This is a genomic window from Roseateles sp. (genome assembly GCF_965229315.1).
Classification (GTDB): domain Bacteria; phylum Pseudomonadota; class Gammaproteobacteria; order Burkholderiales; family Burkholderiaceae_C; genus Pelomonas.
The window spans coordinates 2,354,160-2,372,215 of the sequence record NZ_CBDDJA010000002.1 but is presented as its reverse complement, the minus strand read 5'-3'; the positions used below and the strand labels follow the sequence as shown (position 1 = coordinate 2,372,215).

16 protein-coding genes are annotated in these 18,056 nt (G+C 70.3%); 11 read left to right on the top strand and 5 right to left on the bottom strand.

Going from position 1 to position 18,056, the window contains the following annotated elements; genetic code table 11:
* Positions 1–22: 22 nt before the first annotated feature.
* The 6 genes from ACO07H_RS15870 (at position 23) to ACO07H_RS15845 (ending at position 7,583) form a co-directional block, all read left to right on the top strand.
* Positions 23–1,090, top strand: coding sequence for a LacI family DNA-binding transcriptional regulator (locus ACO07H_RS15870; protein WP_422015829.1), 1,068 nt, complete (start codon positions 23–25; stop codon positions 1,088–1,090).
* 260 nt (positions 1,091–1,350) lie between these two features.
* A complete protein-coding gene (locus ACO07H_RS15865) occupies positions 1,351–3,666 on the top strand; it encodes a TonB-dependent receptor (protein ID WP_422015827.1) in 2,316 nt (771 codons plus the stop codon).
* The gene (locus tag ACO07H_RS15860; RefSeq protein ID WP_422015825.1) at positions 3,666–4,556 is read left to right on the top strand and encodes a PfkB family carbohydrate kinase; all 891 of its coding nucleotides are present in this window, start codon (positions 3,666–3,668) and stop codon (positions 4,554–4,556) included. Before ACO07H_RS15865 ends, ACO07H_RS15860 begins: the two co-directional genes overlap by 1 nt.
* On the top strand, positions 4,553–5,851 hold the full coding sequence (locus ACO07H_RS15855; RefSeq protein ID WP_422015823.1) for an MFS transporter: 1,299 nt from the start codon (positions 4,553–4,555) through the stop codon (positions 5,849–5,851). Before ACO07H_RS15860 ends, ACO07H_RS15855 begins: the two co-directional genes overlap by 4 nt.
* Positions 5,848–7,341: a sucrose phosphorylase gene (gtfA, locus tag ACO07H_RS15850; protein ID WP_422015821.1), complete on the top strand. Its 1,494-nt coding sequence runs from the start codon at positions 5,848–5,850 to the stop codon at positions 7,339–7,341. Before ACO07H_RS15855 ends, gtfA begins: the two co-directional genes overlap by 4 nt.
* Positions 7,342–7,397: 56 nt before the next feature.
* Positions 7,398–7,583, top strand: coding sequence for a hypothetical protein (locus ACO07H_RS15845; RefSeq protein WP_422015819.1), 186 nt, complete (start codon positions 7,398–7,400; stop codon positions 7,581–7,583).
* An 11-nt stretch (positions 7,584–7,594) separates the two neighbouring features.
* Here ACO07H_RS15845 and ACO07H_RS15840 read toward each other — a convergent pair whose 3' ends face one another.
* On the bottom strand, positions 7,595–9,220 hold the full coding sequence (locus ACO07H_RS15840) for a sensor histidine kinase (RefSeq protein WP_422015817.1): 1,626 nt from the start codon (positions 9,218–9,220) through the stop codon (positions 7,595–7,597).
* A 174-nt stretch (positions 9,221–9,394) separates the two neighbouring features.
* On the opposite strand from ACO07H_RS15840, the gene ACO07H_RS15835 reads away from it, so the two are divergent.
* From ACO07H_RS15835 to ACO07H_RS15815, 5 genes are all read left to right on the top strand, one after another.
* Positions 9,395–10,507 carry an ABC transporter substrate-binding protein gene (locus tag ACO07H_RS15835; RefSeq protein ID WP_422015815.1) on the top strand — a complete coding sequence of 371 codons (1,113 nt, stop codon included), beginning with the start codon at positions 9,395–9,397 and terminating at the stop codon, positions 10,505–10,507.
* Between the two features lie 87 nt (positions 10,508–10,594).
* Positions 10,595–11,383, top strand: a complete 789-nt coding sequence (locus ACO07H_RS15830; protein ID WP_422015813.1) for an SDR family oxidoreductase — start codon at positions 10,595–10,597, stop codon at positions 11,381–11,383.
* The gene (locus ACO07H_RS15825; protein ID WP_422015811.1) at positions 11,383–13,746 is read left to right on the top strand and encodes a penicillin acylase family protein; all 2,364 of its coding nucleotides are present in this window, start codon (positions 11,383–11,385) and stop codon (positions 13,744–13,746) included. The genes ACO07H_RS15830 and ACO07H_RS15825 overlap by 1 nt, the downstream gene beginning before the upstream one ends.
* Positions 13,743–14,468 carry an SDR family oxidoreductase gene (locus tag ACO07H_RS15820; protein WP_422015809.1) on the top strand — a complete coding sequence of 242 codons (726 nt, stop codon included), beginning with the start codon at positions 13,743–13,745 and terminating at the stop codon, positions 14,466–14,468. The genes ACO07H_RS15825 and ACO07H_RS15820 overlap by 4 nt, the downstream gene beginning before the upstream one ends.
* 19 nt (positions 14,469–14,487) lie before the next feature.
* A complete protein-coding gene (locus tag ACO07H_RS15815; protein ID WP_422015807.1) occupies positions 14,488–14,757 on the top strand; it encodes a hypothetical protein in 270 nt (89 codons plus the stop codon).
* 5 nt (positions 14,758–14,762) lie between these two features.
* On the opposite strand, the gene ACO07H_RS15810 is transcribed toward ACO07H_RS15815, so the two are convergent.
* The 4 genes from ACO07H_RS15810 to ACO07H_RS15795 all read right to left on the bottom strand — a co-directional run bounded on the left by ACO07H_RS15810 (position 14,763) and on the right by ACO07H_RS15795 (position 18,031).
* A complete protein-coding gene (locus tag ACO07H_RS15810) occupies positions 14,763–15,443 on the bottom strand; it encodes a DUF3047 domain-containing protein (RefSeq protein ID WP_422015805.1) in 681 nt (226 codons plus the stop codon).
* On the bottom strand, positions 15,443–16,345 hold the full coding sequence (gene rsgA, locus ACO07H_RS15805) for a ribosome small subunit-dependent GTPase A (protein WP_422015803.1): 903 nt from the start codon (positions 16,343–16,345) through the stop codon (positions 15,443–15,445). Before rsgA ends, ACO07H_RS15810 begins: the two co-directional genes overlap by 1 nt.
* A gap of 82 nt (positions 16,346–16,427) precedes the next feature.
* Positions 16,428–16,763, bottom strand: coding sequence for a 4a-hydroxytetrahydrobiopterin dehydratase (locus ACO07H_RS15800; protein ID WP_422015801.1), 336 nt, complete (start codon positions 16,761–16,763; stop codon positions 16,428–16,430).
* Positions 16,760–18,031 carry a M48 family metallopeptidase gene (locus ACO07H_RS15795; RefSeq protein WP_422015799.1) on the bottom strand — a complete coding sequence of 424 codons (1,272 nt, stop codon included), beginning with the start codon at positions 18,029–18,031 and terminating at the stop codon, positions 16,760–16,762. Before ACO07H_RS15795 ends, ACO07H_RS15800 begins: the two co-directional genes overlap by 4 nt.
* Positions 18,032–18,056: the final 25 nt, after the last annotated feature.

Here is an 18,056-nt window from a genome sequence, read left to right as displayed (position 1 = left end):
GCGCCCTGCGACGATGCCGCCGATGTCCCAATCCAACGACTCTCCCGAGCACGCCGCGGGCAGCGCCGGCGAGCAGCGCCGGCTGCAGATGGTCGACATCGCGCGCCTGGCCGGCGTGTCGGTGTCCACCGTGTCGCGCGCGCTCAACGGCAGCGAGCTCGTCAATGCCGAGACCCGCCAGCGCGTGGCCGAACTGGCCCGTTCGCTGAACTACTCCATCAACTTCGGTGCGCGCAACCTGCGGCTGCAGGAGAACAAGACGGTGGCCGTCGTCGTGCCGTTTGATGCCAAGTCGCGCCAGCACATTTCCGACCCCTTCTTCCTGTCCATCGTCGGCTCCATCGCCGATGCGCTGACCGACCGCGGCTACGACATGCTGCTGTCCCGCGTGGATGCCGAGCGGCTGGACCTGGCCTCGCACTGGTTCGATTCCGGCAAGGCCATCGGTGTCGTCCTCATCGGCCAGTGGCGCCACCACGACCAGCTCAACGAGATGGCCGCCCGCAAGCTGCCGCTGGTCGTCTGGGGTGGCGAGATGCCACAGCAGCTCTACTGCAGCGTGGGTGGCGACAACGTGCTCGGCGGCCTGCAGGCTGCGCGCCACCTGCTGCAGTCGGGCCGCCGACGCATCGCCTTCGTGGGCGACGCGCAGCTGCCCGAGGTCTGGCTGCGCCGCCAGGGCTATGTCCAAGCGCTGACCGAAGCCGGCCTGGCGGCGGACCCGGCGCTGGAGCTGGCCGCCCCTTTCGAGCCCGGCGTGGCGACCGGCATCGTGCGGGATTTCTGCGCGGCGCGGCGCGATTTCGACGCCGTGGTTTGCTGCAGCGACGTGCTGGCCCTGCTGACCATCCAGGCCCTGCGCGCCGCGGGCCGCACCGTGCCGGGCGAGGTCGCCGTGGTGGGCTATGACGACATGCCGCTCGCTGCCTACTGCGACCCGCCACTGACGACGGTGCACCAGCCGGTGGCGGAGGCGGGGGCCGAACTCGTCGAGGCGTTGCTGGCGCAGTTGCGCGGCGAGCGCTTCGGGCCGCGCACGCTGCCCGTCTACCTGAAGCTGCGCCAAAGCGCGCCCGCCGCCGCGGGTTGAGGGTCTGTTGCGGTCGCGCTGGGCCACTGCCGGCGCGGCGGCCGTGGCATTCGGCGCATGTAAATCGTGCTGCTTATCGTTTTCATTGGATGTTGTCGAGTTGGATAAGTCGTCAGCATCTACGTGTTTCTACTGGATTGCAATCGATTGCAATGCCGCTGAAGTGAAAGCAGAATGACGGCATGGACCGGTGCTCATCGAAGCACCGGGGCCGCACCGCCTCGCAGAAGGCGTCTGAACATCCACAACCAGGAGACAACATGCCCAGCTCTCGCTCGAGCGCCGTGCGCGCGCACCGCCGCCCCTCGCTGCATCCGTTCGCCGCTGCCGTGGCGCTCGCGTTGCTTGCCACCCAGACCCAGGCCCAGCAAGCCGCCGCCGACACCGGCGATGGCCTCAAGCTCGATGCCGTCGTCGTCACCGGCAGTTCGTCCGCCAAGTCCAAGATGCGCTCCAGCGTCGCGATCTCGACCATCGAGAGCGAGGGCGTCACCGCCGTCACCGCGGCCAGCGCCACCGACGTGCTGCGCGCCGTGCCCGGCATCCGCGCCGAGGCCAGCGGCGGCGAGTCCAACGCCAACGTCGCCGTGCGTGGCATCCCGGTCTCGGCCGGTGGCGCGCGCTACATCCAGTTCCAGGAAGACGGCCTGCCCGTGCTGCAGTTCGGCGACATCGCCTTCGCCACGCCCGACACCTGGCTGCGCGCCGACGCCGGCTTCGACCGCCTGGAAGTGGTGCGCGGCGGCTCGGCCGCGTTGCTGGCCACCGGCGCGCCGGGCGGCATCATCAACTTCATCAGCAAGACCGGCCAGGAGCCGGGTGGCAGCATCCAGCTGACCCAGGGCCTGGACTTCGACCAGACCCGCGTCGACATCGGCTATGGCGGGCGGCTCGCTCCCAAGACCCGCTTCTTCATCGGCGGTTTCTACCGCGTGGGCGATGGTGGCCGCAAGGGCGCACATGGCGTCGAGAACGGCGGCCAGATTCGCGGCAATGTCACCTTCGAGCTGGAAGGCAAGAGCTTCGTGCGCCTGAGCTTCAAGCACCTGGACGACCAGACGCCCACCTTCATGCCCACGCCCGTCAAGTACGTCGGCGGCAGCATCCAGACCATCCCCGGCCTCGACCCGCGCCGCTCAGCCTTCTACGACGCCGCCTGGCCGCTGGACAACACGCTGACCGGCACCAACGGCCGCGCGACCAGCAGCATCCGCGACGGCCTGGTCGCCAAGAGCGATGCCCTCGGCGCTGAGGCGGACGTCGACGTGGGTGGCGGCTTCCGGCTGCAGAACAAGTTCTCGTGGAGCAAGAACTCGGGCCGCTTCGTGGGCATCTTCCCCGGCGACGACGTGTCCGCCGCGCCCGCCGGCACGACCATCGCGACCGGCCCCGACGCCGGCAAGGCCTACACCGGCGACAAGTTCACCGCCGTCATCTTCAACACCAAGGTCGACAACGTCGGCCTGATGGCCAACGACCTGAAATTCTCCCGCGACTTCGACCTGGGCGACGGCATCAAGGTCAGCGCGGTCGCCGGCTTCTACACCTCGGTGCAGAAGCTCGACCTGACGTGGAACTTCAACCAATACTCGTTGTCGGCCCAGCAGGACGGCGCCCGCGTGCTCAACGTGCCCGGCGTCGTCAACGGCTCGCCCGGCTTCGGCGGCTGCTGCAGCAACACGCAGGACAGCAAGTACACGACCACCGCGCCCTACCTGGTGCTGAACTTCGATGCCGGCGCGCTGACGGGCGACGTGGGCGTGCGCCGCGACAACCAGAAGGCCAGCGGCGCTTACCTCCAGTCCAACGCTGGCCTGGCCTACGACCTGACCCGACCCAACGTGATCGACTACGACTTCGGCCGCACGTCGTACTCGCTGGGCGGCAACTACGCCTTGAGCAAGGACTTGTCGCTGTTCGCGCGCTACTCCGACGGCGCCGCCTACAACGCCGATCGCATCACCTTCTTCAACAACCCCAACCTCGTCAACGGCAAGAGCCCCACGATCCCGACCAACAAGGTCAAGCAGGCCGAGGCCGGCATCAAGATCCGCGGCGGCGGCATGAGCCTGTTCGCCACGCTCTTCCACGCCAAGACCGACGAGGTCAACGTCGACGTGACCACCAGCCCCATCGTCGCCAAGGCCAACAGCTACCGCAGCAATGGCCTGGAGCTGGAAGGCTCGGCCCGCCTCGGCATCGTCAACATGCTGGCCGGCCTGACCTACACCGACGCCAAGCAGGCCGACGGCCGCGCACCCAAGCGCCAGGCCAAGGTGGTGTACCAGCTCACGCCCACCGTCAACGTCAACGACGCGCTGAGCTTCGGCGTCGGCATCGTCGGCACCACCAAGAGCCTGGACGACGGCCCGACCGGCCCGCTGACCATCACGCTGCCGGCCTACACCGTCGTCAACGCGTTCGCCAGTTATGCGCTCACCGACAAGGCCACGCTCTCGCTGGCAGCCAACAACCTCTTCAACGAGCTGGCCTACACCGAGAGCAACGACGGCCGCGGTGCCGCTCGCGCCTACACGGGCCGCACGGTCAAGGCCTCGCTGCGCTACGCGTTCTGATGACGGGCATCCTGGTCCTCGGTGAAGCCCTCGTGGACGAGTTCCACGACGGGGCGGTCGCCGGCGGCGCGCCGTTCAACGTGGCGCGTTCGCTGGCGGCGCTCGGTGCACCGGTGCGCTTCGTCAGCCGCATCGGTGCGGACGATGCCGCCGGCCGCCTCGTGCTGGACAGCGCCGCGCGCTTCAGCCTGTCGGTGGACGGCATCCAGCGCGACGCCGCGCATGCCACCGGCCGCGTCAGCGTGCACGAGGAGGCGGGCGGCCACCGCTTCGAGATCCATGCCGACGCGGCCTGGGACCATCTGGAAGTGCCGGTCTCGGGCGACGCGGGCATCGTCTACTTCGGCAGCCTCGCGCAACGCCATCCGGCCTCGCGCGCGGCCCTCCGCGCCACCGTCAAACGCGCACCAAGCCTGCGGCTGCTGGACCTCAACCTGCGCCCCGGCACCGACACGCCTGAGATCGCCGCCGAGTCGCTGATGCTGGCCGACTGGGTCAAGCTCAACGAGGACGAGCTCGGCTGCCTGCTCGCCTGGTTCGAGCCCACGCTGCCGGCACTGATGGCCCGCTTCGCGCTGCAGCGTGTGGTGCTCACGCGCGGCGCGTACGGCTATGCGGTTTACGGCGAGCAGGGACTGTTGCTGGCCACGGGGGAGGGCGCCGCACAGCCCGCCTTCGTCGACAGCGTGGGCGCGGGCGACGGCTTCACGGCGATGCTGCTGGCAGGCCTGTCCCTGCGCCGCGACCTGGGCGCCACGCTGAACCTGGCCAACCGCTACGCCGCGATGATCTGCGGCGTGCGCGGCCCGGTGCCCGACCTCGCGGTTGATCCTTCGGTGCTGGCGCCTTGGCGCGAGGCCTTGCAGGCGCTGCCCGCGGGGGACGCATGAACAAGCCCCACCTCTCAGTCACGCAGATCGTGAACATGAATGTCGGGTTCCTCGGCATCCAGTTCAGCTTCGGCCTGCAGCAGGCCAACATGAGCCCGATCTACCAGATGCTGGGCGCTGAAGGCAAAGACCTGCCCTACCTCTGGCTGGCCGGGCCCATCACCGGCCTGCTGGTGCAGCCCTTCATCGGCGCGATGAGCGACCGCACCACCCACCGCCTGGGCCGGCGCACGCCGTACTTCCTGATCGGCGCGCTGATCTGCTCGCTCGGCCTGCTGCTGATGCCCTTCAGCCCCGCGCTGTGGTTCGCGGCCGGCCTGCTGTGGATCCTGGACGCGGCCAACAACGTGACGATGGAGCCCTACCGCGCCTACGTCACCGACCGGCTGCGCGAGGAGCAGCACGCCAGCGGCTTCCTGACGCAGGCGTCCTTCACCGGCCTGGCGCAGACGCTCGCCTACCTCACGCCCAGCCTGCTCGTTTTCCTGGGCATGAACAAGGACGCGCTGGGCGCCAACGGCATCCCGGTCGTCACCACGCTGGCGTTCGTCGTCGGCGCGCTGCTGTCGTTCACCACGGTCTGGTGGTCCATCCGCAAAGTGCCCGAGCTGCCGCTGCCGCCCGAGGAAATCGCCCGGCTGCGCGCGCTGCCGCATGGCTTCGGTGCGGCGCTGGCCGAGATCTGGGCCGCGCTGCGCGACATGCCGCCCACGATGCGGCGCCTGTGGTGGATGGCGCTGTTCCAGTGGTACGGAATGATGTGCTACTGGATCTACATCGTGCCGACGCTGGCCGCCACCATGTTTGGCACGGATGACGCGCACAGCCCGGGCTTCCGTGACGCGGCACTGCTGAACGGCCAGGTCGGCGGCTTCTACAACGCCGTGGCTTTCGTCGCCGCCTTTGCCATGGTGCCGTTCACGAAGCGCCTGGGCGCGAAATGGGTTCACGCCTTCGCATTGGCCTGCGCTGCCGCCGGCATGTGGGCGCTGCCCGGCATCCACGACAAGACCTGGATCTTCCTGCCCATGGTCGGCATCGGCCTCGCCTGGGGTTCCATCATGGGCAATCCCTACGTGCTGCTGGCCGGCAGCATCCCGCCCGCGCGCGCCGGGGTCTACATGGGCATCTTCAACATGTTCATCGTCATCCCGATGCTGATCCAGGCGGTCACGCTGCCCCTCATCTACGACGGCCTGCTGGCGGGGCGCCCCGAGAACGTCATCCGCCTCGCCGGCGTGCTGCTGGCGCTGGCCGCGCTGTGCGTGCTGCGCGTGAAGACAGAACCCTCATGAAAAACCAAGTCCAGCTCATCACCTACGTCGACCGCCTCGGCGGCCAGCGCGACGGCGCCGACCTGGCCCGCTTGAAGCGCCTGCTGTGCGAGCCCGGCGCGCCGCTGGCGGGCGTGTTCGGCGGCGTGCACCTGCTGCCGTTCTTCCACGCCATCGACGGGGCCGATGCGGGCTTCGACCCCATCGACCACACCCAGGTCGACCCGCGCCTGGGCAGCTGGAGCGACATCAAGGCGCTGACCGAAGGCCTGGACGTGATGGGTGACGTGATCGTCAACCACATGTCCAGCGAGTCGCCGCAGTTTCTCGACTATTCCGAGAAGGGCGATGCCTCCGCCTACGCGGGCCTCTTCCTGACGCTGGACGCGGTGTTCCCCAACGGCGCCAGCGAGCGCGACCTGCTCGCCGTCTACCGCCCGCGCCCCGGCCTGCCGCTGACCTACGCCGCGCTGAAGAACGGCGAGCGCCGCATCCTCTGGACGACGTTCACCGCCGCGCAGCTCGACATCGCCGTGCACCACCCGCAGGGCCGCGCCTACCTCGCCAGCATCCTGCGCACCTTCGCTGCCAACGGCATCCGCATGGTGCGGCTGGACGCCGTCGGCTACGCCATCAAGAAGGCCGGCACCAGCTGCTTCATGATGCCGGAGACCTTCGACTTCATCGCCGAGTTCGCGGCCGAGGCGAGGGCGCTGGGCATCGAGGTGCTGGTCGAGATCCACGCCTACTTCCAGCGCCAGATCGAGATCGCGCGCAAGGTCGACTGGGTCTACGACTTTGCGCTGCCGCCGCTCGTGCTGCACGCCTTCAATTTCAAGACCGCCACGGCCTTGAAGCGCTGGATCGCCATCCGCCCGACCAACGCGCTGACCGTGCTCGACACGCATGACGGCATCGGCATCATCGACATCGGCGCCGACGCCAGCGACCGCGCGGCCCACCCCGGCCTGGTGCCGCCCGAGGAGCTGGACGCGCTGGTCGAGCGCATCCACGCGGCCAGCGGTGGCGCCAGCCGGCAGGCCACGGGCGCGGCCGCCAGCAACCTGGACCTGTACCAGGTCAACTGCACCTTCTTCGACGCGATGGGCCGCGACGAGACGGCCTACCTGCTGGCGCGCGCGATCCAGTTCTTCTTGCCCGGCGTGCCGCAGGTCTACTACGTCGGCCTGCTGGCCGGCCACAACGACATGGACCTGCTCGCACGCAGCCAGGTCGGCCGCGACATCAACCGGCACCACTACGGCGAGGACGAGATCGCACGCGACTGCGAGCGGCCGGTGGTGCGCCGCCTCATCGAGCTGATCCGGCTGCGCAACAGCCATGCAGCGTTCGGCGGCAGCTTCAGCGTGGAGGCCAGCGGCGACGACGCGTTGCAGCTGCGCTGGCAGCAGGGCGACGAATGGGCGGCGCTGCGCGTGAACTTCGCGACCCTGGCGCACGAACTCAGCGTCAGCGAGGCCGGTGGACGCCGGACGTTCGCCTTCAGTTGAGCGTCAGCCTCGCCGCACAGAATCGCGCCCAGTTCAATACGCTGGAGTGCCGAAGCATGTGGAAGATCGTTGTGGGTTTCGCCGTGTTTGCCGCGCTGGCGCTGTTCATCCTGACGAAGAGCGGCGGCAACATCGACCTGAGCGGCGAGAAGCACGACGTGACCGGCGGTCACGAGCAGGCCGCATCGGCCGTCGCCGAGGCCGCGTCGGCGCTGCCAGCCGCGTCCGCCGCGTCGCAGTAAGGCGTCAGGCGTCAGGCGTCGCTGCCGGCGCGCTGCGGTGCCAGCAGCGGCAGCGTCATCAGCATCTGCGTCCCCTGCCCGGGCGTGGAGCGGACCTCGATCTGGCCGCCCAGCACATTGGTCACGATGCTGTGCACGATGTGCATGCCCAGGCCTGAGCCGCCCGTGCCGAGCTTGGTCGTGAAGAAGGGGTCGAAGATGCGCCGGCGCACGGGTTCGTCCATGCCGCGGCCATCGTCGATCACGCTCAGCTCGACCTTGTCGGCGTCGTCGCCGTCCAGCCGGGCGCAGTGCACCTTCACGCGGCCCTGCGACACGCCGTCGAAGCCGTGCAGCAGCGCGTTCATCAGCAGGTTGGTCAGCACCTGGCCCAGCGCGCCCGGGTAGCTGTTCATGATCAGCCCGTGGCACAGGTCGGTCTGGATGAGGTGAGGCGTGTGCTTGAAGCTGGGCTCCACCATCACCATCACGTCCTCGACGACCTTGGCGAGATCGAAGTCGCGCCGCAGGTCGGCCGTCTGGTCGATGGCCACCTGCTTGAAGTCGCGCACCAGGTCGGCCGCCTTCTGCACGTTGCGCTGCAGGATGTCCTGGCCGCGGCGCGTGTCGCGTGCCAGCTCCTCCAGCGTGCTGCGGCGCAGCTGCACGCCGCCTGACAACATGCCTTCGAGCTGCCTGTAGCGGTCGTCCAGCGCCGACACCACGGTCAACGCGTTGCCCAGCGGCGTGTTGAGCTCGTGCGCCACGCCCGCGACCAGCCGGCCCAGCGAGGCGAGCTTTTCCGATTCGACCAGCTCGCGCTGCGCCTTCTGCAGCGTTGCCAGTGCTTCGGACAACTCGCCATTGCTGGCGGTCAGCTCGGCCGTGCGTTGCGCCACCGTTTCCTCGAGGTCGAGGTTGTGCTGGCGCAGCGCCGCAAACGCCGACAGCAGCGCCTGGCGCATGCGCTCCATCGCCACACCCACGCGCGCGATCTCGTCCGCGCCGCCCACCCGCAGCGGCTGTTCCAGCCGGCCGGCGGCCAGCGCCTCGGCCGCGCCGGTCAGGGCCGTCATCGGGCGCAGCACGTAGCGCTGCAGCACCCACAGCATCAACACGAGGGACAGCGTCAGCGTCAGCCCGCTGCGCCACACGGTGCGCCAGACCTCGGCCTGCTTGGCCTGCAGCAGCGGCGCGGCGCTCATGCTGACGGTGAGCCGCGCGATTTCGCGGCCATCGCGCTGGATGGCGCGCGTCTCGCTGAGCATCAGGTCGTCGTCGTCCGATTCCCCGACGCGCCGCTGCGACAGGAAGGGCGCCGACGACGCGGGCTCCACGACCTGCACGGAGACGAAGCGCGGGTCGTCCATCTGCGCCTTGACCATCGGGTCGGCCAGGTCGGGCGAGACCTGCCAGACCGGCTCGGCCAGCGACAGCGCCATCACCTCGGTGGCGCGGGTGAGGTCGCGCTTGAGGTCGTCCATCGCCGTGGCGCGTGTCTTCTGGCTGTCGTACACCAGCACGGCCGTCGTCGGCAGCAGCAGGCCCAGCAGCAGCGCCAGCACGACGGCGAACGTCAGCGAATCGCGGCGCCGGCCGAACTGTGGCGTCGGCTGGGGCAGGGCGATCGCAGGGGGCGGGGCGGGGCTATCCGGCATGGGCAGGCGGCTCAGGGCGCGCGAAGTGTAGGCCCCGCCGCGCGGCGGTCGTGCGCGGCTCGCGGGTGCGGCAGCCCGGGTTTTTCCTGGGGCGCCAAGCCCGCTGAGCGCGGCGGACGCGGCCCACAATGCGCCGCGCAGATTGCGCCGGGGCGCATGGCCTGGAGAAGCACAGTGAATCGTTGGGTCAGTCTGGTGGCGGGGTTCGCCCTCTGCCTGGGAGGCGGCAGTGCCTGGGCCCAGGGGGCGCTGCGCATCGGCATGGTGGCCGGTTTCACGGGCCCGGTCGCCGGCCTGGTGCAGGAGAGCGCCGACGGCGCGCGGCTGTACTTCGACGCCGTCAACGCGCAGGGTGGCATCAAGGGCCAGCCCATCGAGTTCATCACGCAGGACGACAAGTACGACGCCGCTGCCGCCGTGGCTGCCGCCAGGTCGCTGGCCGGCCAGGGCGTGCTGGCGCTGCTGCTCAGCCGTGGCACCGGCCCCACCGAGGCCATGCTGCCGGTGCTCAAGGACAACCGCCTGCCGCTGATCGCACCCGCCACCGGCGCCATCAGCCTGCACGAGCCGCTGCAGCCCTGGGTCTACCACCTGCGCGCCAGCTACCAGAAGGAGGCCGAGCGCGCCGTGCGCCACCTGGCCGGCATCGGCGTCAAGCGCATCACCATCGTGCAGGTCAACGACGCCTTCGGCAACGATGCCGGCAAGGGCGCCATCAAGGGCCTGGATGACCTCAAGCTGCGCGCGCTGTCGCACCTGCGCTTCGACCGCAACAAGCCCGACCTCGCGCCCACGATGCAGGCCATCGCCAAGGCCGGCATCGAGGCCGTCGTGCTGATCGGCCCGGGCTACGCGGTGGTGGAAGGCGTCAACGCCCTGCGCGCGGCGGGCTCCACGGCCCATGTGGCGACGCTGTCCAACAACGCCTCCAGCGACTTCGTGAAGTCGCTGGGCGAGAACGCGCGTGGCGTCATCGTGACCCAGCTCTTTCCCTATGAGCGCTCGACGGTCAACCCGCTGGTGCGCGAGGCGCTGGGCCTGTCCAAGGCGGCCGGCCGCAGCGAGCTGACGCCCGCCCAGCTCGAAGGCTTCACGGCGGCCAAGCTGGTCGTGGAGGCGCTCAGGCGCGCCGGCAAGGACGCCAGCCGCGACGGCCTCGCCAAGGCGCTGGAAGGCCCGCGCATCGACCTGGGCGGCCTGCAGGTGCACTACACCGACAAGGATCACGGCGGGCTGGAGTTCACCGACGTGTCCATCGTCGGCCCCGATGGCAAGTTCTGGCGGTGATGCGCCCACCCCCTGCGGCCTGGCGCCGCTGCACTCGCGCGATGATGCAGCGTGCTGCGCACGGCCGCAGTGGTGCAAGGAGCAGAGATGGATCTGGGATTGAAAGGCCGCTGGGCGCTGGTCTGCGCGGCGAGCAAGGGCTTGGGCCGCGGCTGCGCCGAGGCGCTGGTGGGCGAGGGCGCCAACGTCGTCATCACGGCGCGGGGCGAGGCCGACCTGCTGGCCACCGCCGCGGCGCTGAAGGCCATGAACCCGGCGGCCGACGTGCTTGCCGTCATCGGTGACATCGCCACGCCCGAGGGCCGGGCGGCGGCGCTGGCTGCGTGCCCGCAGGTGGACATCCTCGTCAACAACGCCGGCGGCCCGCCGCCCGGCGACTTCCGCGACTGGGACCGCGACGCGTGGATCGCCGCGCTGGACGCCAACATGCTCGCACCCATCGAGCTCATCAAGGCGACCGTGGACGGCATGGCGGCACGCGGCTTCGGGCGCATCGTCAACATCACGTCGGGTGCCGTGAAGGCGCCCATCGACGTGCTGGGGCTGTCCAACGGCGCGCGTTCCGGGCTGACCGGCTTCGTCGCGGGCGTGGCGCGCCAGCCGCGTCTGGCGGGCGCCAACGTGACGATCAACAACCTGCTGCCCGGCGCCTTCGACACCGACCGGTTGCAGAAAACCCTGGCCGCCGGCGCCGCCAAAAGCGGTGCCAGCGTGGACGAGGTGGCGGCCAGGCGGCGCGCGTCCATCCCCGCCCAGCGCTTCGGCACCGCGGCCGAGTTCGGCGCGATCTGCGCCATGCTGTGCAGCACCCACGCCGGCTACCTGACCGGCCAGAACATCCTGCTCGACGGCGGCAGCTACCCGGGGGCCTTCTGATGGCGACATGGTTCAAGCGCATCCTGGGCGGCCTGCTGCTGCTCCTTCTCTTGCTCGCGCTCGCGCTGTGGCTGGCGCTGCGCGGCAGCCTCGCGCAGCTCGACGGTGAGCGCGCCGTGCCCGAGTTCAGCGCGCCGGCCGAGTTGCAGCGCGACGCGCGCGGCTACCTGACCATCACCGCGGAGAGTCGCCTGGACGCCGCACGCGCGCTGGGCTTCGTGCATGCGCAGGAGCGCTTCTTCCAGATGGACCTGATGCGCCGCAACGCGGCCGGCGAGCTGTCGGCGCTGGTGGGCGGCAAGGCGTTGCCGCTGGACAAGGCGCGCCGCGTGCACCGCTTCCGCCACCGCGCCGGTGCCGCGCTGGCCGCGATGCCGGCGGATGAGCGCGCGCTGCTGGATGCCTACGTGGTGGGCGTCAACGCCGGCCTGGCCGCGCTGTCCAGCCGCCCGCCCGAGTACCTGCTGCTGCGCCAGCAGCCCAGGCCCTGGGCCGCGACCGACACTGTGCTCGTCGCCTACGGCATGTACCTGGACCTGCAAGGCTCGCAGGGCCGTGACGACATCGCCACCGGCCTGCTGCACGACGCCGTGCCGGCCGACTGGTACGCCTTCCTGACCCAGCACAGCCCCGACTGGCAGGCCGCGATGGACGACAGCCGCATGGCCGCGGTGCCGCTGCCGGCCGGCCCGCTGCCCGGCGCGCTGCGTGCCGCCCAGGTGGCCTGCGTCGATTGCACGCTGCGCGACGGGCGCAGCATCGGCAGCAACAACTTCGCCGTCTCGGCAGCCCACGGCGCGCAGGGCCGTGCCATCCTGGCCGACGACATGCACCTGGACCTGCGCGTGCCCGGCACCTGGTTCAAGGCGCGCATGATCTGGAAGGACGCCGCCGGGGCGCACGACATCGCCGGCGCCACGCTGCCCGGCGCGCCGTTGCTGGTCGTCGGCAGCAACGGACATGTGGCCTGGGGCTTCACGAACACCACGTCGGACTGGGCGGACGTCGTCGCGCTCAAGCTCAATGCGGCCGGCACGCATTACCTGGCAGGCGGCGCCGAGAAACCGCTGACGCGCAGCGTGGAGCGCATCGAGATTGCCGGTGAACCTGCCGTCGAACACGTCGTGCTGGAGAGCGAGTGGGGTCCCGTGTTGCCTCAGAAGGCACCGGCAGGCCGGGCCTACGCGCTGCGCTGGGTCGCGCACGACCCCGAGGGCATGAACCTGCGCCTGCTGCACATGGAAACGGCGGCCAACGTCGACGAGGCCGTGCAGCTCGCCGCGGGCGCCGGCATCCCGGCACAGAACCTGATGCTGGCGGATGCCAGTGGCCGCATCGCCTGGACCGTCATCGGCGCGATGCCGCGGCGCGTCGACAGCGGGGACATCGACCGTCCGCAGGACTGGAGCGACGGCCGCTCGCGCTGGCAGGGCTATCTGCCGGCGAGCGAGCAGCCGCACATCGTCGACCCGCCCGACGGCCGGCTGTGGACGGCCAATGCCCGCATGGTGGGCGGCGCCGCGCTGAAGCTGCTGGGCGACGGCGGCTATGACCTCGGCGCACGCGCCCAGCAGATCCGCGACGGCCTGCGCGCGCAGCAGACGTTCGACGAGGCCGGCCTGCACGCCATCCAGCTCGACCACCGCGCGCTGTTCCTGCAGCGCTGGCGCCAGCTGCTGCTGACGCAGGTGCTGACGCCCGACTTCGTCGCCGCCAACGGCCTGGCCGACTACCGCGCCGAGGTGGAGCAAAGCGCCGATGCCGCGCGGCCCGACTCGGTGGGCTACCTGCTGGTGCGCAACTTCCGCCAGCAGGCACTGAAGCGCCTGTTCGCGCCGCTGGCCGGCCTGCTGGAAGCCAACGGCCTGAAGCTCGCCGACCTCAAGCTCGAACCCGAGACGCCGGGCTGGGCGCTCATCCAGGCCGGGCGGCCCGACACGCTGCCGGCGTCGTTCAAGAGCTGGGCCGAGCTGCTGCAGGGCGCGGTGCTCGACAGCCGCAAGGACCTGCTCGCCCGTCACGGCAGCCTGGCCGCCGCGACCTGGGGGGCTGACAACCCGACGCGCATGCGCCACCCGCTGAGCGCGGCCGTGCCCTTCCTGTCCGGCTGGCTGGACCAGGCCTCGCAAGGCATGGCCGGCGACAGCCACATGCCGCGCGTGCACAACCACGGCCACGGCCAGAGCGAGCGCATGGTCGTCTCGCCAGGCCACGAGGAAAGCGGCCTGCTCGTCATCCCGGGCGGGCAGAGCGGCCACCCGCTGTCGCCCTTCTACCGCAGCGACCACGACGCCTGGCTGGCCGGCGAGGCGCTGCCCTTCCTGCCCGGCACGGCCGTGCATCGCCTGGTGCTGCGGCCATGAAGATCGCCCTGGTGACCGGCGCCGGCTCGGGCATCGGCCGCGCCGTGGCCCGCGCGCTCGCCCGCGAGGGCTGGACGCTGGCGCTGCTGGGCCGGCGCGAGGCGGCGCTGCGCGAGACCCTGGCCGATGCGCTCATCCTGCCCGCCGACGTCGCCGACGAGGCGCAGGTGGATGCCGCCTTCGCCGCGCTGCGCCAGCAGCATGGCCGGCTGGACCTGCTGTTCAACAACGCCGGCATCGCCGCGCCGCCGGTGCCCATCGACGAGCTGACGGTGGCGCAGTGGCGCGCGGTGGTGGACACCAACCTCACCGGCAGCTTCCTGTGCGCCCGCGCCGCATTCGCGCTGATGAAGGCGCAGCAGCCGCGCGGCGGCCGCATCATCAACAACGGCTCCATCTCGGCCCACGCGCCGCGGCCCGACTCGGCGCCCTACACGTCCACCAAGCACGCCATCACGGGGCTGACCAAGTCGCTGAGCCTGGACGGCCGCGCCTTCGACATTGCGGCCGGCCAGATCGACATCGGCAACGCCGCCACCGAGATGGCCGCGCCCATGCAGCAGGGCGTGCGCCAGGCCAACGGCCAGATCGCCGTGGAGCCGACGATGGATGTCCAGGACGTGGCCCGTGCGGTGGTCTACATGGCCTCGCTGCCGCTGTCGGCCAATGTGCAGGCCATGACCGTCATGGCGAGGGACATGCCTTTTGTCGGCCGCGGCTGACTCGGGCCAGAATCAGGCCATGCGCCTGTTTCGTTTCCTGCTCCGGCTCGTGATGCTGGTGGTCGGTGCCCTCATCGGCCTCGGCCTGTTCTTCGTGGCCGTGCTGGCCTTCCTGGCGTTGCTGCTGTACAGCCTGCTGACCGGACGCAAGCCCAACCTGCAATTCCGCGTCAACAAGAACCCGTGGGCCGGCCGCCGCACCCCTGCGGCGGACGACGTGGTGGACGTCGAGGCCCGCGAGGTGCCCGCTGCCAAGCCGCCGTCGCTGCAGCCGCCCGAGCCGCGCTGACGGCCCTACTTCAGCTCCACCGGCCCGTACCAGGTGTGGGCCGAGGCGCGGTTGTTGTCGCTGTCGGTCATGACGGCCATGGACTTCAGCGGTCCCGGCTCTTCGCCGAACGCCAGCCGGAAGTCGGCGGCCAGGTTGCGGCGATGGTCGCGCCATTGGCGCAGTTCCGCAGGCCCCGAGTCCACGACGATCTTGCGCACCCGGTCGCTGCGCGGGTGGATGACCACGGTGCCGATGGGCAGGGCGCTGTCCCAGACGTACATCAGCGTCGCATAGGGCGGCGCCTCGCCCGTCAGCGTCTGCGCCAGCTCGAACTTCATGCGCGTGCGCAGCGGCAGTTTGCCGGTGTCGCCGTCGAAGCCGAAGATGACGCGGGCGACCGCATCGTCATGGTCGATGTCGGCCACGCTGGCGTTGGGGATCAGCCGCTGCACCCACCACGAGAAGCCCACCTCGCCCACCTGCGGCAGCGCCGGCACCAGCGTCTTGCGCCACAGGCTGGCCGAGCGTTCGGACTGCGCCTCCAGCGCCGGGCGGCCGTCCTTCTCGGTCCATTCGTAGCGCGTCAGCGCCTTGCCCGGCAGGGGCATCGCCTGCCAGCCCTCGGCGGAGGGTGGCGGCAGTGGCCGGGTGGCGCAGCCGGCCAGCAGGGCCAGCGTGCAAATCGTCAGCAGGGTGGGTCGCATCACCAGTTCTTGCGCTGCAGTTCTTCGAGGATTTCGCCGTAGATGCGGTAGCGGTGCGGGCTGATCTGCCCGGCCTCCAGCGCCGCGCGCACGCCGCAGCCGGGCTCGTGCGTGTGGGAGCAGTTGTGGAAGCGGCAGTCCGCGTGCTGGCGCAGGTCCGGCATGAACTTGTAGAGGTCGGCCGCGTCGATCTGGCGCAGGCCGAACTCCTGGAAGCCCGGCGAGTCGATCAGCGCGGCCTGGCGGGTCTCGTCCGTCCAGTACCACTGCGTCGTCGTCGTCGTGTGGCGGCCGGAGTTCAGCGCCTGAGAAATCTCGCCGACCTGGGCCTGCGCGTCCTTCACGAGCAGGTTGATCAGTGTGCTCTTGCCGGTGCCGCTGGGGCCCATCACAAAGGTGCGCTGGCCGGCCAGCCAGGGCTGCAGCGTGGCGCGCGAACCCTCGCGGTCGGCCTTGAGCGCGACCTCGAACATCGCCAGGCCCATCGCGCGGTACGGCGCCAGGCGTTCGCGGGCGGTATCGGTGCCCGGCAGGTCGGTCTTGTTCAGCGCGATGGCGGCGCGGATGCCGGCCGACTCGGCCGCGATCAGCGAGCGGGCGAGCTGGCTCTCGCTGAAGACGGGCTCCACGGCCACCAGCACCAGCAGCTGGTCCACGTTGGCGGCAAAGCTCTTGGTCTTCCACTCGTCCTGGCGGAACAGCAGGTTGCGGCGCGGCTCGACGGCTTCGATGACGCCTTCGTCGCCGGATTCCGCAAAACGCACCTGGTCGCCGACCACCGCTTCGCTCTTCTTGCCGCGCGGGTGGCACACCAGGCGCTGGCCCGCGGTGTCCTCGACGATGTAGTGGCGGCCGTGGCCGCGCACCACCAGGCCCAGGTCCAGCCCCTGGAACTTGCTCATTGGCGCCCCTCGGTCGATGAGCACATCGGCCGGTCCCCCGCGGGGATGCGGGCCGGCTTGGGAGCGGCCCAGCGCTCGGCCCTCATCCGCCGGCCGCTTCCGGCAGCGCGCTCACCTGGGCGGCGCAGATCGCGTCGTTCAGCGTCAGCCCGCCGCGCGAATGCGTGGAGAAGCTGACGGTGCAGGCGTCGAAGCCCACCAGCATCTCGGGGTGGTGGTCCTGCGCATGCGCGACCTCGGCGACCGCATCGACGAAGGCCATGGTCTGGTAGAAGTTCTGGAAGCCGAAGCGGCGGCCGATCACCTTGTGCTCGGCATCGGCCTGCCAGCCGGGCAGCCGGGCCAGCACGCGGGTGCGCGTGTCGGCGTCCATCAACGGCGCCTTGGGGTCACATTGGGCCAGCAGCAAATCATTCATGAGGCGAGTGCGGCAAGCCTCTCAGCGGCCGGTGGGTGCGAGTAATAGAAGCGGGCGTAGACCGGGTCCGGCGTCAGCGTGCCGGCATTGTCCTCGTGCAGCTTGAGCAACGCGGATGACAGGTCGGCGCCGCTGGACTTCGCGCGGGCGTAGGCGTCGGCCTGGAACTCGTCGCGGCGCGAGAAGTGGCTGGCCAGCGGCGTGACGAAGAAGCCGAACACCGGGCCGGCGAGCATGAAGAGCAGCAGCGCCAGCGCGTCGTTGGGCGCGTCGAGGTTGGGCTGCACCCCCAGGCCCAGGTAGAACGCCGGCTGTTGCGCCAGCCAGCCCAGCAGCGCGAAGCCCGCGAGGCTCAGCGCGAACATCAGCACGATGCGCTTGGTGATGTGCCGATGCTTGAAATGGCCCAGCTCGTGCGCCAGCACGGCCTCCACCTCGCTGCCGTTGAGCTTGGCCAGCAGCGTGTCGAAGAACACCACCCGCTTGGCCGGGCCGAAGCCGCTGAAGTAGGCGTTGCCGTGCGCCGAGCGGCGGCTGCCGTCCATGACGAACAGCCCCTTGGACGCGAAGCCGCAGCGCGCCATCAGCCGCTCCACGCGCTCCTTCAGCAGCGTGTCGGCCAGCGGCTCGAACTTGTTGAACAGCGGCGCGATGACGGTCGGGTAGATGACCATGACCGCCAGGTTGAACGCCATCCACGCGCCCCACGCCCACAGCCACCAGCGTGGCCCGGCGGCGCCCATCAGCCACAGGATCAGCGCCAGGATGGGCAGGCCCAGCAGCGCGCCGACGAGCAGGCCCTTGAGTGCGTCGGCGACATACAGCTTCAGCGTGGTCCGGTTGAAGCCGAACGCCTGTTCGATGCGAAAGGTGGACCACAGGTCCCACGGCAGGTCCAGCAGCGAGCCGATCAGCACGAAGACGGCGACGAGGCCGAGCTGGTAGCCCATGCCTTGCCAGTCGGCGGGCAGGGCCTGGCTGGCTTCGAGCACCCAGCCATTGAGTGCGCTCAGCCCGCCCAGCAGCGTCCAGCCCAGCAGCACGGCGGCGTTGAAGGCCAGCGCCAGCAGGCCCAGGCGCGAGCGCGCGACGGTGTAGTCCGCCGCCTTCTGGTGGGCCGCCAGCGTCACGCTGCCGGCGAAGGCGGCCGGCACCTGGCAGCGGTGGGCGGCGACATGGCGGACCTGCCGCGAGGACAGCCAGAACTGGATGAAGGTCGAGGCGGCGAGCGCAAGAGCAAACGCAAGGGACAACAGCGTGGGAGACATAAGCCTTGAGTTTAGGCTGCGAGAA

Coding starts and splice junctions, on each gene's coding strand:
- ACO07H_RS15815 (WP_422015807.1), top strand. CDS start 14,488: ATGCGCCTGTTTCGTTTCCTGCTCCGGCTCGTGATGCTGGTGGTCGGT.
- ACO07H_RS15800 (WP_422015801.1), bottom strand. CDS start 16,763: ATGAATGATTTGCTGCTGGCCCAATGTGACCCCAAGGCGCCGTTGATG.
- ACO07H_RS15830 (WP_422015813.1), top strand. CDS start 10,595: ATGGATCTGGGATTGAAAGGCCGCTGGGCGCTGGTCTGCGCGGCGAGC.
- ACO07H_RS15825 (WP_422015811.1), top strand. CDS start 11,383: ATGGCGACATGGTTCAAGCGCATCCTGGGCGGCCTGCTGCTGCTCCTT.
- ACO07H_RS15870 (WP_422015829.1), top strand. CDS start 23: ATGTCCCAATCCAACGACTCTCCCGAGCACGCCGCGGGCAGCGCCGGC.
- ACO07H_RS15840 (WP_422015817.1), bottom strand. CDS start 9,220: ATGCCGGATAGCCCCGCCCCGCCCCCTGCGATCGCCCTGCCCCAGCCG.
- ACO07H_RS15860 (WP_422015825.1), top strand. CDS start 3,666: ATGACGGGCATCCTGGTCCTCGGTGAAGCCCTCGTGGACGAGTTCCAC.
- ACO07H_RS15795 (WP_422015799.1), bottom strand. CDS start 18,031: ATGTCTCCCACGCTGTTGTCCCTTGCGTTTGCTCTTGCGCTCGCCGCC.
- ACO07H_RS15855 (WP_422015823.1), top strand. CDS start 4,553: ATGAACAAGCCCCACCTCTCAGTCACGCAGATCGTGAACATGAATGTC.
- rsgA (WP_422015803.1), bottom strand. CDS start 16,345: ATGAGCAAGTTCCAGGGGCTGGACCTGGGCCTGGTGGTGCGCGGCCAC.
- ACO07H_RS15845 (WP_422015819.1), top strand. CDS start 7,398: ATGTGGAAGATCGTTGTGGGTTTCGCCGTGTTTGCCGCGCTGGCGCTG.
- ACO07H_RS15865 (WP_422015827.1), top strand. CDS start 1,351: ATGCCCAGCTCTCGCTCGAGCGCCGTGCGCGCGCACCGCCGCCCCTCG.
- gtfA (WP_422015821.1), top strand. CDS start 5,848: ATGAAAAACCAAGTCCAGCTCATCACCTACGTCGACCGCCTCGGCGGC.
- ACO07H_RS15810 (WP_422015805.1), bottom strand. CDS start 15,443: ATGCGACCCACCCTGCTGACGATTTGCACGCTGGCCCTGCTGGCCGGC.
- ACO07H_RS15820 (WP_422015809.1), top strand. CDS start 13,743: ATGAAGATCGCCCTGGTGACCGGCGCCGGCTCGGGCATCGGCCGCGCC.